The organism is Providencia sp. PROV114 (assembly GCF_032704305.1).
GTDB classification, from domain to species: Bacteria; Pseudomonadota; Gammaproteobacteria; order Enterobacterales; family Enterobacteriaceae; genus Providencia; species Providencia rettgeri.
In genome coordinates this window covers 2,941,708-2,957,674 of sequence record NZ_CP120528.1, presented here as the reverse complement: position 1 = coordinate 2,957,674, position 15,967 = coordinate 2,941,708, and the positions used below count along the sequence as shown (strand labels likewise).

Annotated in this window: 13 protein-coding genes; 12 read left to right on the top strand and 1 reads right to left on the bottom strand. The window is 39.5% G+C overall.

Going from position 1 to position 15,967, the window contains the following annotated elements; translation table 11 throughout:
- The first annotated feature begins 12 nt into the window (after positions 1-12).
- The 12 genes from pgm (at position 13) to kdsB (ending at position 14,736) form a co-directional block, all read left to right on the top strand.
- The gene (gene pgm, locus P3L37_RS13205; RefSeq protein ID WP_222959841.1) at positions 13-1,647 is read left to right on the top strand and encodes a phosphoglucomutase (alpha-D-glucose-1,6-bisphosphate-dependent); all 1,635 of its coding nucleotides are present in this window, start codon (positions 13-15) and stop codon (positions 1,645-1,647) included.
- 288 nt (positions 1,648-1,935) lie between these two features.
- A complete protein-coding gene (gene serC / locus P3L37_RS13200) occupies positions 1,936-3,027 on the top strand; it encodes a 3-phosphoserine/phosphohydroxythreonine transaminase (RefSeq protein ID WP_110731825.1) in 1,092 nt (363 codons plus the stop codon).
- Positions 3,028-3,148: 121 nt separating this feature from the next.
- Positions 3,149-4,426 (top strand): 3-phosphoshikimate 1-carboxyvinyltransferase, encoded by a 1,278-nt coding sequence (aroA, locus tag P3L37_RS13195; RefSeq protein ID WP_109911045.1) that lies wholly within the window; start codon positions 3,149-3,151, stop codon positions 4,424-4,426.
- 187 nt (positions 4,427-4,613) lie between these two features.
- Entirely contained in the window at positions 4,614-5,297 is a 684-nt protein-coding gene (gene cmk, locus P3L37_RS13190; RefSeq protein WP_004909557.1) for a (d)CMP kinase, read from the top strand.
- 173 nt (positions 5,298-5,470) lie between these two features.
- A complete protein-coding gene (rpsA, locus tag P3L37_RS13185; RefSeq protein WP_004909559.1) occupies positions 5,471-7,144 on the top strand; it encodes a 30S ribosomal protein S1 in 1,674 nt (557 codons plus the stop codon).
- A 56-nt stretch (positions 7,145-7,200) separates the two neighbouring features.
- Positions 7,201-7,488, top strand: coding sequence for an integration host factor subunit beta (ihfB, locus tag P3L37_RS13180; RefSeq protein ID WP_004256221.1), 288 nt, complete (start codon positions 7,201-7,203; stop codon positions 7,486-7,488).
- A gap of 363 nt (positions 7,489-7,851) precedes the next feature.
- Positions 7,852-9,909, top strand: a complete 2,058-nt coding sequence (locus tag P3L37_RS13175; protein ID WP_316927664.1) for a DNA internalization-related competence protein ComEC/Rec2 — start codon at positions 7,852-7,854, stop codon at positions 9,907-9,909.
- Positions 9,910-10,307: 398 nt separating this feature from the next.
- Entirely contained in the window at positions 10,308-12,053 is a 1,746-nt protein-coding gene (gene msbA, locus P3L37_RS13170) for a lipid A ABC transporter ATP-binding protein/permease MsbA (RefSeq protein ID WP_109911047.1), read from the top strand.
- Positions 12,050-13,048 (top strand): tetraacyldisaccharide 4'-kinase, encoded by a 999-nt coding sequence (gene lpxK, locus P3L37_RS13165; protein WP_004909572.1) that lies wholly within the window; start codon positions 12,050-12,052, stop codon positions 13,046-13,048. The genes msbA and lpxK overlap by 4 nt, the downstream gene beginning before the upstream one ends.
- A 402-nt stretch (positions 13,049-13,450) precedes the next feature.
- On the top strand, positions 13,451-13,666 hold the full coding sequence (locus P3L37_RS13160) for a cold-shock protein (RefSeq protein WP_004909576.1): 216 nt from the start codon (positions 13,451-13,453) through the stop codon (positions 13,664-13,666).
- A 138-nt stretch (positions 13,667-13,804) separates the two neighbouring features.
- Positions 13,805-13,984: a Trm112 family protein gene (locus P3L37_RS13155; RefSeq protein WP_004256203.1), complete on the top strand. Its 180-nt coding sequence runs from the start codon at positions 13,805-13,807 to the stop codon at positions 13,982-13,984.
- Positions 13,985-13,989: 5 nt separating this feature from the next.
- Positions 13,990-14,736, top strand: a complete 747-nt coding sequence (kdsB, locus tag P3L37_RS13150) for a 3-deoxy-manno-octulosonate cytidylyltransferase (RefSeq protein ID WP_210844937.1) — start codon at positions 13,990-13,992, stop codon at positions 14,734-14,736.
- Between the two features lie 87 nt (positions 14,737-14,823).
- Here the strand turns inward: kdsB and elyC are convergent, their stop codons facing one another.
- Positions 14,824-15,651: an envelope biogenesis factor ElyC gene (gene elyC / locus P3L37_RS13145; protein ID WP_117162081.1), complete on the bottom strand. Its 828-nt coding sequence runs from the start codon at positions 15,649-15,651 to the stop codon at positions 14,824-14,826.
- Between the last annotated feature and the right edge of the window lie 316 nt (positions 15,652-15,967).

Genomic DNA, 15,967 nt, shown 5'->3' with positions numbered 1-15,967 from the left:
GGGAGAAAACAAGTGACAATACATGAACGTGCAGGGCAGCTTCCGTTTCAAAGTGACTTGATCAATGTCGCTCAATTAACCGCTCAATATTATACGCAGCAACCACAACCTGGAAATGCATCTCAGGCTGTTAAGTTTGGAACATCAGGGCATCGCGGTAGCTCATTGCGTAAAAACTTTAATGAAAACCATATACTAGCCATTGCACAAGCAATTGCTGATTTACGCAAAAAGCAAGGCGTAACAGGCCCTTGTTTTGTGGGCAAAGACACCCATGCGTTATCAGAAGCGGCATTTATGACTGTGGTTGAAGTGTTAGCGGCAAATCAGGTTCATGTTATTGTTCAGGAGAATAATGGGTTTACTCCAACTCCAGCTATCTCTCATGCTATCTTAAGTTATAACCAATCACACCAAGATATTGCAGATGGCATTGTGATTACACCATCACATAACCCACCTGAAGATGGCGGTATTAAATACAACCCAGCAAATGGCGGGCCGGCTGATACCGATTTAACCTCTGTGATTGAGAAAAATGCCAACCAATTGCTAGCCAATAACCTCGAAGGTGTAAAACGAGTCAGTTTTGATACAGCAATGACAAGCGAATATGTGACCCAGCAAGACTTAATCATGCCTTATGTCTGTGCATTGGGTGATGTTGTTGATATGCAAGCAATTGCTAAGTCAGGTTTAAAAATTGGTGTTGACCCTCTAGGCGGCTCCGGTATTGAATATTGGAAAAAAATTGCAGAATATTATCAACTCGATATTGAAATCGTAAACGACCAACTCGACCAAACTTTCCGCTTTATGCCACTTGACCATGATGGTGTTATTCGCATGGATTGCTCATCAAGTTGGGCGATGGCGGGTTTGCTTGGGATGAAAGAAAAATTTGATCTTGCGTTTGCTAATGACCCAGATTACGACCGTCATGGCATCGTCACGCCAGATGGGCTAATGAATCCTAATCACTATCTTGCTGTTGCTATTGATTATTTATTTCAACATCGTCCTCAATGGGGTAAAGATGTTGCCGTCGGAAAAACATTGGTCTCGAGCGCCATGATTGACCGTGTGGTTAATGACATCGGTTGTGAACTAGTCGAAGTACCTGTAGGGTTCAAATGGTTTGTTGATGGCTTATTTAGCGGTAAATTAGGTTTTGGTGGCGAAGAAAGCGCTGGAGCATCGTTCTTAAAATTTGATGGCACACCGTGGTCAACGGATAAAGACGGTATCATTCTTTGCTTACTCGCAGCTGAAATTACGGCTGTTACAGGTGAAAATCCTCAACAACGTTATAATAATCTCGCTAAGAAATTCGGCGCGCCGATTTATAACCGTATCCAAGCGAAAGCCACTCACGAAGAAAAAGTAAAGCTAAGTAAATTATCACCTGAAATGGTTGCAGCAGATACATTGGCGGGAGATAAAATTACACAGCGTTTAACCGCTGCGCCAGGTAACAATGCACCAATCGGCGGTTTAAAAATCATGACGGATTATGGCTGGTTTGCAGCAAGGCCATCAGGCACGGAAGAAGCCTATAAAATTTATTGTGAAAGTTTCCGTGGTGAAGAGCATTTACGTCAAATAGAAAAAGAAGCGATTGAAATCGTAAGCAAAGTTATTCGCTAATTTTTAATCCTCAATAAAAGACATATTCAATGAATATCCCGAAATACAGCGCAATGACGTAATTCGGGATATTATCGCTTATTTATTGTTAATTTCTCCATAAAATGATGCTTGTCGAGAGTGTGACAAGATTAACAAAATTCTTTTCCTCATTATCAAAAAATAACCCCTCTTTCTTTTTTGGACTTGCTGACAATAACCGTTGCAGCTAAAGGCTTGGAGTGGTACAACTTTAACTATCTGAGTGAATTTTATTAACCATAATTGAAGATGGATAGGGTGAGGTCAATGAGTCAGGTTTATAATTTCAGTGCAGGTCCAGCTATGCTACCTGTTGAAGTCATGCGTCGTGCTGAACAAGAATTTTGTAATTGGAAGGGGTTAGGCGTTTCTGTGATGGAAGTGAGTCACCGCGGAAAAGACTTTGTCGAAGTGGCAACAGAAGCAGAGCAAAATCTACGTGATTTATTAAACATCCCTGATAACTATAAAGTTTTATTTTGTCACGGCGGGGCACGGGCCCATTTTGCAACGTTACCAATGAATTTATTAGGTGATAAAACGACAGCAGACTATATTGTAAGCGGCTATTGGTCCGAGTCTGCAGCAAAAGAAGCTGAAAAATACTGCTCTCCTAATGTGATTCAAATTACTGAAGAAAAAGACGGTGTAGTGAGTTTAAAACCCATGAAAGAATGGCCATTAAGTGATGATGCAGCTTATGTCCATTATTGCCCAAATGAAACCATAGGCGGTTTAGCTATTCATGAGGAACCTGACTTCCCTGAAGATAAAATTATTGTTGCTGACTATTCCTCTTCTATCTTATCTAAACCGATTGATGTAAGCCGTTATGGTGTAATTTATGCAGGGGCTCAAAAAAATATTGGGCCAGCAGGGCTAACTATCGTTATTATCCGAGAAGACCTACTCGGTAAAGCTTCACCTCAGACTCCATCCGTATTTGATTACTCGGTATTAGCAAAACATGATTCAATGTTTAATACTCCACCGACTTTCGCTTGGTATCTCGCAGGTATGGTCTTCAAATGGTTAAAAGAGCAAGGCGGTTTGCAAGAAATGGCTAAGCGTAATTATGAAAAATCACAATTACTCTACAATGCAATTGATGATAGCCAGTTCTATATTAACCGTGTTGCAGTTGAAAACCGTTCTTGGATGAATGTACCGTTCCAAATGCAAAATCCAGCCCTTGATGCGAAATTTATTGACGAAGCCAAAGAACAAGGCTTACTTTCGCTGAAAGGCCACAAAGTGGCTGGTGGTATGCGTGCATCAATCTATAATGCGATGCCATTAGCGGGAGTTCAGGCTTTGGTTGACTTTATGGCTGATTTTGAACGTCATAACGCTCAATAATGAGATTTGCCGACTGAAATAGGATGTTCAGTCGGTTATTTGTGCTCTTTGTATTTGACTTAAAAGAAAATAGAGCCAAATTTTATTTACTTGCAAAACTTCACTGGAGAAACTGCTTTTTATGCAATCCCTGACATTACAACCTATTCCTTCAATTAACGGCACAATTAATTTGCCAGGGTCAAAAAGTGTCTCAAACCGCGCACTGTTATTAGCAGCGATGGCTAAAGGAACGACCACACTCACTAATTTATTGGACAGTGATGATATTCGCCATATGCTGAATGCATTAACCCAGTTAGGTGTTAGCTACCAACTGTCTGAAGATAAAACACGTTGTCGTGTGGAAGGTTTAGGCGGAAATTTATCTCATCCAGATGAGCTAGAAATATTTTTAGGCAATGCGGGAACGGCAATGCGCCCACTGACTGCAGCACTATCACTAAGCCGTAATAATATTATTTTAACGGGTGAGCCTCGCATGAAAGAGCGCCCAATTGGGCATTTGGTTGATGCGCTGAGGGAAGGCGGTGCAGAGATTGAATATTTGGAACAAGAGAATTACCCACCACTACGTTTAAAAGGTGGTTTTATCGGTGGCCAAATTTCAGTCGATGGGTCTGTTTCCAGCCAGTTTTTAACTGCGCTGTTAATGGCGGCACCGCGTGCAGAGCAAGACACAACAATTACAATTATTGGCGAGTTAGTCTCCAAACCTTACATTGATATCACATTAGCATTAATGAAAACGTTTGGTGTTAATGTCGAAAATCATCAATATGAATATTTCGTTATCAAAGGGCAGCAACAATACCAATCACCAGGCGAATATTTAGTGGAAGGTGATGCTTCATCAGCGTCTTATTTCCTCGCTGCGGCCGCCATTAAGGGGGGCGTAGTGCGTGTAACAGGAATTGGGCGCAATAGTTTGCAAGGGGACACTAAATTTGCCAACGTATTAGAAAAAATGGGCGCGACTATTCGTTGGGGTGATGACTACGTTGAATGTGAACGCGGAACATTGACGGGCATTGACATGGATATGAATGCGATTCCTGATGCGGCAATGACCATTGGCACCGTCGCTTTATTTGCTGAAGGCGAAACAGTGATACGTAATATCTATAACTGGCGAGTAAAAGAGACCGACAGGTTATATGCGATGGCGACAGAGCTAAGAAAAGTTGGCGCTGAAGTGGAAGAAGGGCATGATTATATACGTGTGGTCCCACCGAAAAAATTACAACATGCTGAAATTGAAACCTATAACGACCATCGTATTGCAATGTGTTTTTCATTAGTTGCATTATCAGATACGCCAGTAACAATTTTGGATCCGGGCTGCACGGCAAAAACATTTCCTGATTACTTCGAACAGCTGGCACGTTTAAGTCATTAATTTATTGATTAGGTTGATATTACTTTGTTTGATATCAACCTAATTTTTATGGTTCAAATATCAATTTTTTCTTATTTTTTAGCAATCATCAGAACCTGCTTATTTCACAAATCTACTGAATTGGTATAATACTTTCACAGATTTTAATTGCGGGTAGCTCGGCTATTTGCAGAAAAGGAGATTTTTTATGGTGGCGATAGCCCCTGTAATCACCGTTGATGGACCAAGCGGAGCAGGTAAAGGTACACTTTGCCAAGCATTAGCAAACGAATTTGGGTGGCAACTTTTAGACTCAGGCGCAATTTATCGTGTATTAGCGTTAGCTGCGTTACATCACCATGTTGATATCCAATCCGAAGATGCGTTAGTTCCTTTGGCTGCAAATTTAGATGTGAAATTTGTTCCTGAAGACAATGTACTGAAAGTCATTCTGGAAGGGGAAGATGTTTCAAATCAAATTAGAACCGAAACAGTAGGAAATACGGCATCCCAAACAGCAACTTTTCCTCGCGTACGTGAAGCTTTACTTCGACGCCAACGTGCATTTAGAACATTACCTGGGCTTATTGCTGATGGCCGTGATATGGGAACGGTGGTTTTCCCCGATGCACCGGTAAAAATTTTTCTTGATGCCTCAGCTGAAGAACGGGCTCATCGGCGGATGAAGCAGTTGCAAGAGAAAGGTTTTGATGTTAATTTTGAACGTCTTTTGAGCGAAATTGAAGAACGTGATTTTCGTGATCGTAACCGTTCTGTTGCCCCCCTTATTGCCGCGAAAGACGCATTAGTGCTGGATTCCACAAGTATGTCTATTGGGGAAGTTATTGAAAAAGCACACACCTATGCAAAAAAAATTCTACAATTATCGTGATAATAGGCTTTATTTTAGCTTATAATTAGATAATATACGCAGTTATCGCTATGTGATTATATTATTAGCATAGCATCAACCTTGCGACATGGAATGTTGTGGGGTATGTGAAACAACCCCATTTGGCGGGAAGCTAAGTGGACGTTAATTTAAAACTCTTGAAGATCATTAATATGACTGAATCTTTTGCTCAACTCTTTGAAGAATCCCTGCAGAATATTGAAACTCGTCCTGGTTCTATCGTCCGTGGTACTGTTGTTGCCATCGATAAAGACGTAGTCCTTGTTGACGCAGGTCTTAAATCAGAATCTGCTATCCCAGTAGAACAGTTCAAAAATGCTCAGGGTGAGCTAGAAATCCAAGTTGGCGATGAAATCGATGTAGCTCTGGATGCAGTAGAAGATGGTTTCGGTGAAACTATCCTGTCTCGTGAGAAAGCTAAACGTCATGAAGCATGGCTGATGCTGGAAAAAGCTTACGAAGAAGCTGAAACTGTAACTGGTGTTATCAACGGTAAAGTTAAAGGTGGTTTCACTGTTGAACTGAACGGTATTCGTGCGTTCTTACCAGGTTCACTGGTTGATGTACGTCCAGTTCGTGATACTACTCACTTGGAAGGCAAAGAGCTTGAGTTCAAAGTAATCAAGCTGGATCAGAAACGCAACAACGTTGTTGTTTCTCGTCGTGCTGTAATTGAATCTGAAAGCAGCGCTGAGCGCGATCAACTGCTGGAAAATCTGCAAGAAGGCATGGAAGTTAAAGGTATCGTTAAGAACCTTACTGACTACGGTGCATTCGTTGATCTGGGCGGTGTTGACGGCCTGCTGCATATCACTGACATGGCTTGGAAACGTGTTAAACACCCAAGCGAAATCGTCAACGTTGGTGATGAAATCAATGTTAAAGTTCTGAAATTCGACCGTGAGCGCACTCGTGTTTCTCTGGGTCTGAAACAACTGGGCGAAGATCCTTGGGTCGCAATCGCTAAACGTTACCCAGAAGGTACTAAACTGACTGGTCGCGTTACTAACCTGACTGACTATGGCTGCTTCGTAGAAATCGAAGAAGGTGTTGAAGGTCTGGTTCACGTTTCAGAAATGGATTGGACTAACAAAAACATTCACCCATCTAAAGTTGTTAACGTTGGTGATGTTGTTGAAGTTATGGTTCTGGATATCGATGAAGAACGTCGTCGTATCTCACTGGGCCTGAAACAGTGCAAATCTAACCCATGGCAGCAATTTGCTGAGACTCACAACAAAGGCGACCGCGTTGAAGGTAAAATCAAGTCTATCACTGACTTCGGTATCTTCATTGGTCTGGACGGCGGCATCGATGGCCTGGTTCACCTGTCTGACATCTCCTGGAACGTTGCAGGCGAAGAAGCAGTTCGTGAATACAAAAAAGGTGATGAAATCGCAGCTGTTGTTCTGCAAGTCGACGCAGAGCGTGAGCGTATTTCTTTAGGTGTTAAACAGTTAGCTGAAGATCCATTCAATAACTACTTAGCAGCAACTAAGAAAGGCGCAATCGTGACTGGTAAAGTAATCGCAGTTGATGCTAAAGGTGCAACTGTTGAGCTGACACTGGGCGTTGAAGGTTACCTGCGTGCATCAGAAGCTTCACGTGACCGTGTTGAAGATGCAACTCTGGTTCTGAACGTTGGTGATGATGTTGAAGCTAAATACACTGGTGTTGATCGTAAAAACCGTGTAATCAACCTGTCTGTTCGCGCTAAAGACGAAGCTGATGAGAAAGACGCTGTCGCAGCTGTGAACAAACAAGAAGATACAGCATTCGGCAACAATGCTATGGCTGAAGCTTTCAAAGCAGCTAAAGGCGAATAATTAAGTGGGGACAACAGTAGTGTTGTCCCTTTGTAACGGTAGTTTAGGGAGGTACTATGACCAAGTCTGAATTAATTGAAAGACTGGCTAGCCAGCAGTCTCATCTTTCAGCAAAAACCGTTGAGGAAGCTGTAAAGGAAATTCTTGAGCATATGGCGGATACGTTAGCTAACGGTGAACGTATTGAAGTCCGTGGTTTCGGCAGTTTTTCTCTTCACTACCGTGCTCCACGCGTTGGCCGTAACCCGAAAACTGGTGATAAAGTGGAACTAGAAGGTAAATATGTTCCTCATTTTAAACCAGGTAAAGAATTACGTGATCGTGTAAATATTTACGGCCAATAATTAGGCTGTAAATCTTAATTATTACATCAAAACAGTGCTTGTATTCTATACGGCACTGTTTTTTATATCTAACCAACACCAACACCAACACCAACACCAACACCAACACCAACACCAACACCAACACCAACACCAACACCAACACCAACACCTCTCTATATTTATAAAAAATATTAAAACCAATTCAAAACCATATTGAGTGGTATATCCATATTTTGCGAAGCTCCTCGCAAACGAATATGTACTTTTTTGTCGGTGAAAAATATATTGGAAAGCGCTACGTAAAATAAAAGAAGGAAACTTTAAAAAAATAATAGAAATAAATAAACTAAAGCGAATAAATGCTATGTAGGGATACAAAAATTGATAGAAAATATCATCTACATAATAAGATGGCTAAACAATCGACTCAAAAAATATAATTCAATCTTTAGTAAAAGTTTACCTGTTTCGATAACAATGGCTTCTATTGCATTGATTTTTGGTACGTTACCACTTTTATTTATACCTAAAATTATAATGTTGAGTGAATTGTTATTTGTTTTTTTATTTTTTACGTTGATAATAATGTTTTTTGTATTTGGTAAGTTAGGTAAATTTTTAGCATTAATTATTATGTTTTTCCTGTGGGGTAATTGGCATGGAGTTAACATTATTAATCATGTTAATTATCTATCTAACCAAAATAATGATATTGATGTGGTTATTATTGGTACTCCTTTGAATAACAAAGAGCAAAAAATCAAAGTACGTATTGAAAAAATTAACAACCGTATTGTTTTTCCGCCTTTATATGCTACATGGAAAACAAAAGAATCTGTTTGCGCAGGGCAATCTTGGCGAATCAATGGTAAAGTAAGGCCATTGCACAGCTCACTAAATGAAGGTGGATTTAATCTACAACGCTACTATTTAGCTAATAGAATTATAGGGGTTTTGAAAAGCCAAAAAGTAAAACCATTACAAATGAGGTGTTCTGTAAGGCAAAAAATCATTTATAACTACATGGAACTAATTAATCCATTGTCTAATAAAGGAGTTATTTATGGGTTAATGTTTGGTGATAGAAGTTTATTAGCCGCAGATCAAGCCTATTTACTACAGAAAACGGGCTTAACACATTTAATGGCCATATCAGGTTTGCATATTGGCTTAGCTTACTTGTTTGGCATTTTTATTACTCGAGGAATTCAATATTTTTTACCAATAAAATATATCAATGAAATACTACCAACAGTAATAGGTTTGGGGTTAGCTGTTTTTTATGCGTGGATCTCGGGGTTTGCTATCCCTGCGACTCGAGCATTATTTGCCTTACTATTATGGATATATATTAAAAATAAACCAGCAAGGTATTTTGTTTGGCAATGGGCTCTTTGGAGTATAGCGGGAATATTATTATTTGATCCATTGGCGATTTTGTCAGATAGTTTTTGGTTGTCTAGTTTCGCTGTTCTAGCCATTCTTTATTGGTTATCGATATTTCCACTACCATATCATTTAGCTAAAGGTGTTCAGGGAAAAATTATAGGATTAATACACTTACAAATTGGCTTACTAGTATTACTTATTCCAATGCAACTTATCATATTTAATGGTATTAACATAATGGGTTTAGTGGCTAACCTTTGGTTTGTCCCGCTCGTTTCCTGGTGTGTTGTTCCTGCTATTTTTGTCGTATTTTTAGTGCCAATAGAAGTAGTTCAGCAGTCGCTTTTATATGTGATAGATAGCGTTATAGCCTTAGGACTAAAACCATTACCTTATTTAAGTACTTTTTGGTCAGAATTCATCAATGTCCCCTATTATTTATTCTTAATATGTTGGCTAAGTATCATTGTCGTTTTATTTAAGTGGTATAAGCGTTATTTCGGGCTTGTTAGTTGTGTGGTTATTTTGATTTTCTTAGAAAGGGGAAGTGGTAAACAATTCAAAGAAGGCTGGAGAATGACGGTATTAGATATCGGACACGGTTTGGCAGTTGTGATAGAACAAAATAATGTGGCATTACTCTATGATACAGGTAATGCATGGAAAGGGGATAGCAATGCACAGCGTCAAATTATTCCTTTCCTTAAATATCATGATATAACCCCAATTGGAGTAATTTTAAGCCATAATCATTTAGATCACACTGGAGGGGCTAATTATTTAATCCAGCAATATCCATGGCTAAGTGTAAGAAGTAGTTTTGGGCCACAAAAAACTTCGGCATACAGGAAAAAAAATAATAAACTTAATAAGATAAAAAATATGGCTCACCTTCCATGTTTTAAAGGTCAAAAATGGCGGTGGGGAATATTAACTTTTGAAGTATTATGGCCTGAAAAGTTAGCGCCAATATCGCATAACAATGATTCTTGTGTCATTCAATTAACGGATGGCTACCATAAACGGATGGCTACCATAAAATTTTATTAACAGGGGATATCGAAAAACAAGGGGAGAAATCACTTGTTGAAATGTACAAAAATCGATTACGTTCGACTCTTCTTTTCGCTCCACATCATGGAAGCAGCACTTCATCAACAGATTTATTGTTAAGAAATGTTCAACCTTCAATGGTGGTAGTATCATCAGCAAGGTATAGTGCATGGAAAATTCCATCTCCAAAAGTCTATTTTAGATATAAAAATAGTAACATTAAATGGTTAAATACAGCAGAAGATGGGCAGTTAACTTTATGGTTTAAAAAGGAAAAAATTCAGATTTCGCGTTATCGCTATGAAATTCAGCCCCGCTGGTATCATCTGTGGTTTGGCTTACCGCTATTTCCCGAGTAGAATAGTGCGCTTACATTAAGTCTGGTAATTAAAAGTATGAATGATAAAGACCTTTCGACAAAACAAACTTTTCGTCGCTTGTGGCCAATAATAGCGCCTTTTAAAGCGGGTTTAATCGTTGCAGCAATAGCACTTATCATAAACGCAGCAGGTGACGCGTTTATGATTTCTTTATTAAAACCTTTATTGGATGAAGGCTTTGATAAGGCAGATAATGACGTTTTAAAATGGCTTCCGCTCGCGGTGTTAGGATTAATGGTTGTTCGTGGTGGGTCTAGCTTTGTTTCAACCTATTGTGTTTCGTGGGTTGCAGGTAAAGTCGTGATGAACATGCGCCGTAAATTATTTGGTCATATGATGGGAATGCCGGTTAGTTTTTTTGACCAGCAATCTACAGGAACACTGTTATCTAGGATTACCTATGACTCAGAACAAGTTGCATCATCTTCTTCTGGGGCATTAATTACAATTATCCGGGAAAGTGCTTATATCATCGGGTTGTTTGCGATGATGTTTTATTATAGCTGGCAACTTTCCCTTATTTTAATCGTGATCGCTCCTGTTGTATCAGTCACTATTCGTATTGTCTCCAAACGTTTTCGTAAGATCAGTAAAAACATGCAAACGGGTATGGGGCATGTGACGGCTAGCGCGGAGCAGATGTTAAAAGGCCATAAAGAAGTTTTAATTTTTGGTGGGCAGAAAGTTGAGACTGAGCGCTTTAATAAAGTCAGTAACAATATGCGCCGCCAAAATATGAAAATGGTAACCGCTTCAGCAATTTCAGACCCTATTGTTCAGTTAATTGCATCATTTGCATTAGCATTTGTCCTATATGCTGCGAGTTTTCCTGAAATTCGTGATCAGCTAACTTCAGGTACAATTGCTGTTGTATTTTCATCAATGTTTGCATTGATGCGTCCGTTAAAATCATTAACGAATGTTAACTCTCAATTCCAACGTGGTATGGCGGCTTGCCAAACTTTATTTGCTATCTTAGATTCTGAACAAGAGAAAGATAACGGAACCAAAGTACTTAAAGAAGTTAAAGGTGATATTAAATTTGAGCATGTCACCTTTACCTATGCAACCAAAGAGCATCCTGCGTTAGACGATGTTTCGTTTACTTTGCCAGCAGGAAAATCAGTTGCTCTAGTTGGGCGATCAGGCTCAGGTAAATCCACAATTGCAAATTTGATTACTCGTTTTTATGACATTGATGAAGGGTCTATTCAAATTGATGGCCATGACATCCGCGAATACACATTGTCTTCATTACGTAGCCAAGTCGCGTTAGTTTCTCAGCATGTTTATCTATTTAACGATACGATAGCGAATAATATTGCTTATGCAACAGATGGTAGCTACAGCCGTGAGCAAATAGAGAAAGCTGCAGAAATGGCCTATGCAATGGATTTCATTGCTAAACTTGAAAAAGGTCTAGATACCGTTATTGGCGAAAATGGTGTGATGCTTTCTGGCGGACAACGTCAAAGAATAGCGATTGCTCGAGCACTTCTACGTGACGCTCCAATTCTTATTCTTGATGAGGCGACGTCTGCACTAGATACAGAGTCTGAACGTGCTATTCAAGCGGCCCTCGACGAGTTACAGAAAAATAGAACATCTTTGGTCATTGCCCACCGGTTATCGACGATAGAAAATGCGGATGAAATATTAGTTGTACAAGATGGACGAATCATTGAACGTGGTAACCATGCATCGCTATTAGCTCAAGATGGTGCATATTCACAATTACATAGTATTCAATTTAAACAATGATAGAACGTATTTGGTCTGGTAAATCATGGCTGTATCTCTTATTACTGCCGTTATCTTTCCTTTATGGGTTAGTAACGGTAATTAGAGATATGGTTTATAAAATCGGGCTAAAACGTTCATGGAAAGCCCCAATTCCAGTAGTAGTGGTTGGAAACCTGACAGCGGGGGGAAATGGTAAAACCCCTGTTGTTATCTGGTTAGTGGAATCACTTACTAAAGAAGGCTACCGTGTAGGGGTTGTTTCTCGAGGTTATGGTGGTAAATCTGAAAAGTACCCGCTGATACTCGATGAAACAACGACAACTGAAGTTGCAGGAGATGAGCCCGTATTAATTTTTCATCGTACTAAATCTCCTGTAGCGGTTGCCCCCAAGCGTAGTGATGCAGTTAAAGCCTTATTAGAGAAATTTCCATTAGATGTGATTATTACTGATGATGGGTTGCAACATTATGCTTTGCAACGTGACTACGAAATTGTCGTTATTGATGGTCAACGTCGGTTTGGTAATGGTTGGTGGTTACCTGCAGGGCCTATGCGCGAAAGGGCTGGGCGTTTGAAAAGTGTTAATGCTGTTGTTGTTAACGGCGGTGAAGCTCAAGAAAATGAAGCCTTAATGGCCCTTGAAGGTGATGTTGCTTGTAATCTTGTTAGTGGGGAAAAACGAGCGGTTACACAATTACCTGCGGTTATCGCAATGGCAGGCATTGGTCATCCACCTCGTTTTTTTACCTCATTAGAAAACAAAGGGGTAGACGTCATTAACACTCATGCTTTTGCTGACCACCAGTCATATGAATTAAAACAGCTTTCACGGTTAGTTAAAAATGAACAAAACTTATTAATGACTGAAAAGGATGCGGTGAAATGCCGTGCTTTTGCTCAGCCGAATTGGTGGTTCCTGCCAGTCCAAGCACAATTACAGACAACTGATGCTGAAAAAATCTTAAGCGGAATAAAAAAACTTATCACAAATAACAAAAAAACTTGTCTATAACGTTTCTCTGTGATAATAATATCGCCAATGTGATATAGATCCACTTATTATGTATCTAGATGCAATACATTGATAATTGGATTTTATACTAGCTTAAATTTCACGCTCCGTTCTTTAGTTAGTCTTCATATCCTCGCACAATCTACACTGTAAAGTCGTTGTCACTGCGTTTTGTCATCATAATGTCAAAATAGACTGTTAACTTCGCAGTAGATTTGCGGTGTCTGAAATCTACATATATGAGCGTTATAAAATATGCACAATGATTTGTGCGCATGAATTGGTAAAGTTTAATTACTCTTTGATGTATTAATAGATCGGCAATTTATAAATGGGAAGCAAGAAAGAGTAATGATACAAAGATAAAAAAAATATTGTTCTCAGAACAAAAGGAGTTTTAATATGAATTTTCAATTACATATGGGTCGAGTTAAATGGTTTGACGCAAAAGAAGGTTATGGTTTTATTTCCCCATTCAATGGTGGTGATGATGTGTTTGTGACAACAAAGTCAATTGCTAATAAAAAAATCAAATCATTATTCGAAGGTCAAAACGTTGAGTTCTCTGTTACTCGTAATTCGGATGGCGTAACGGCAGCTGACGTTATCGCTTATTAAATAATAAACAGAACAATTTCTCCTGCTTTATCCTCTCATCTCCTGCAGGAGATCTTATTCAGGAAGATTAAAGTTAACGGTGATATCTGCATGTGATATCCTGACTCCAAGTGAGTTAAAATCCATTCGGGAGAAAACATGGATCACCGTTTACTTGAAATCGTTGCCTGTCCTGTATGTCACGGCAAATTGAGCTATAACAAAGAAAACCTTGAACTTATCTGTAAGTTTGATCATCTAGCCTATCCCATTCGTGATGGCATTCCTGTATTGCTAGAAAATGAAGCACGTCCTGTTTCATTAGATGAAGGCCAGTAATCATCATGTTTACGGTTATTATTCCTGCCCGTTATGCGTCAACACGTTTACCTGGTAAACCTTTGGCTGACATCCACGGCAAGCCGATGGTTGTTCGAGTGATGGAGCAAGCGATTAAATCAGGGGCTAGTCGAGTGATAGTTGCGACAGATCACTCTGATGTTGCTAAAGCGGTGATTGAAGCAGGTGGTGAAGCTTGTATGACAGATCCAAACCATCAATCTGGAACTGAAAGATTGGCTGAAGTTATCGACACCTACGCTTTTTCTGACAATGAAATCATCGTGAATGTACAAGGTGATGAACCTTTAATTCCACCTGAGATTATTAGCCAAGTTGCTCATAACCTTCGGGGGAGCAAAGCTGAAATGGGGACACTAGCTGTGCCTATTTATGATGCCCATGAAGCATTTAACCCAAATGCTGTGAAGGTTGTTATTGATCACGAAGGTTATGCATTGTATTTTTCTCGGGCAACGATTCCTTGGGATAGAGACAACTTTGCGAAAAGCCAAGACACGATAGGTGATACCTTTTTACGTCATATTGGTATATACGCCTATCGTGCAGGGTTTATTCGCCGTTATATTAAGTGGGAAGCAAGTCCATTAGAAAAAATCGAAATGTTAGAGCAACTTAGGGTGCTTTGGTATGGAGAGAAAATTCATGTGGATGTTGCGAAAACTACGCCAGGCGCTGGTGTTGATACCCCTGAAGATCTTGAACTAGTTAGAAAGCAATTTATTCCGTAGTCAGCATTTTCCTGATAGCGGGAATGGCCAATATGCGATTTAGCTAAATGAAAGGTGTAATCTCAATAGATTACACCTTTTTTGTTACTATTCAGCGGTAACAACTTCAGGCGTGGCAAGTTGCTCTTCTAACGTTTGTGTATTATTGGGTTTTAAATGCCACCAAAGCGTACCAAGAAATTCATACCAAGCACGTTCACTATGACCGAAGTAATACGAGGAAGGGATATATTTCTCCCATGGATTGATTTCACTCGTGATAACTAACTGATTTGCAGGGGCTGGGAAAGGGTTCATTCCCCGTTGAGTAAACATAGTCATCGCTCGAGGTAAATGGTTAGCAGAAGTTACTAATAAAAAAGGCGATTTCCCAATAATTTTTTCAACTTCATAAGCTTCTTCTTGTGTATCTTTGGGTTCAGTGAGTGGGATCGTATCCTGTGCAGGAACCCCCAAGGATTGAGCGACTTGTGCGGCAACTTCGGCACTGCTGATAGGGCTACTTGCTTTACCACCAGTGAAAATGAGTTTACTGCCGGGATGGTTAAGATAAAGGCGGACGCCTTCAGTCACTCTAGGTAAGCTATTATTCAATAGGTTAGAACTTGGACTCCAATCAGGGTTATATGTAAAACCGCCTCCGAGTACAACAATGTAACGTACCTCTTGAGGTGGAGTTTCAGTGATAAGTTCATAGCGTTTATTAAATTGCTTTTCTGCAGGAGCAAGCAAAGTATCTGAAATAGGCTGTAACCCTAATAGGGTTATTAAAACTAAACTTAGGGTAGCAAATGCTTTCCCACAACGTTGCCAGCGCGTGAACCAAAGCAAAAGTAACCCGATAAACCCGACGATGAGCAATAATGGTAATGGCATCAATAGCGAACCAATATATTTTTTTAAGAGAAATAACATAACTAAGCCTATTCTTAAGGGGTATCGAACAATCGTTGTGGTGGTGTTTACAGAAAAAAAACGCAATAAAGCAGCTAAATTGGCGTAAAAATAACAAATTAGTGTTTAATAGCACTAAATTGAAATTTGCTGAGTACAATAAAGTACTATGCAAAAATATAGCGATTATCTGTTATAATTCCTGCTTTAACTGTCGCTTCGCATTGTATGTGATAAGTGCAATACAATGTGAGAATATTTCTGGTTAGCATTAATTTTCCCAGTATCAGGGTGTAATCAACCATTTTACGTTTTTTCGCGACAAATTGGCGCATAA